We start from the raw sequence: 525 nt of genomic DNA, 5'->3' as shown, positions 1-525 counted from the left end.
GTCAGTGACAGAATGAGTTTAAGACAAACAATTATTTTAATGAGAGTTTGATCCTGGCTCAGGATGAACGCTGGCGGCGTGCCTAATACATGCAAGTAGAACGCTGAAGGAAGGAGCTTGCTCTTTCCGGATGAGTTGCGAACGGGTGAGTAACGCGTAGGTAACCTGCCTGGTAGCGGGGGATAACTATTGGAAACGATAGCTAATACCGCATAACAGTAGATATTGCATGATATCTGCTTGAAAGGTGCAANTGCATCACTACCAGATGGACCTGCGTTGTATTAGCTAGTTGGTGAGGTAACGGCTCACCAAGGCGACGATACATAGCCGACCTGAGAGGGTGATCGGCCACACTGGGACTGAGACACGGCCCAGACTCCTACGGGAGGCAGCAGTAGGGAATCTTCGGCAATGGACGGAAGTCTGACCGAGCAACGCCGCGTGAGTGAAGAAGGTTTTCGGATCGTAAAGCTCTGTTGTAAGAGAAGAACGAGTGTGAGAGTGGAACGAGTGTGAGAGTGG

Annotated in this window: 1 rRNA gene; it reads left to right on the top strand. The window is 50.2% G+C overall.

From position 1 onward, the window contains the following. Positions 1–35: 35 nt before the first annotated feature. A 16S ribosomal RNA gene (locus tag D8785_RS09785) occupies positions 36–525 on the top strand; the annotation flags it as partial.

This window comes from Streptococcus australis (genome assembly GCF_003943615.1).
Taxonomy (GTDB): Bacteria; Bacillota; Bacilli; order Lactobacillales; family Streptococcaceae; genus Streptococcus; species Streptococcus australis_C.
Note: the sequence above shows the minus strand (reverse complement) of the source record. Positions and strands in the feature narration are given on the sequence as shown.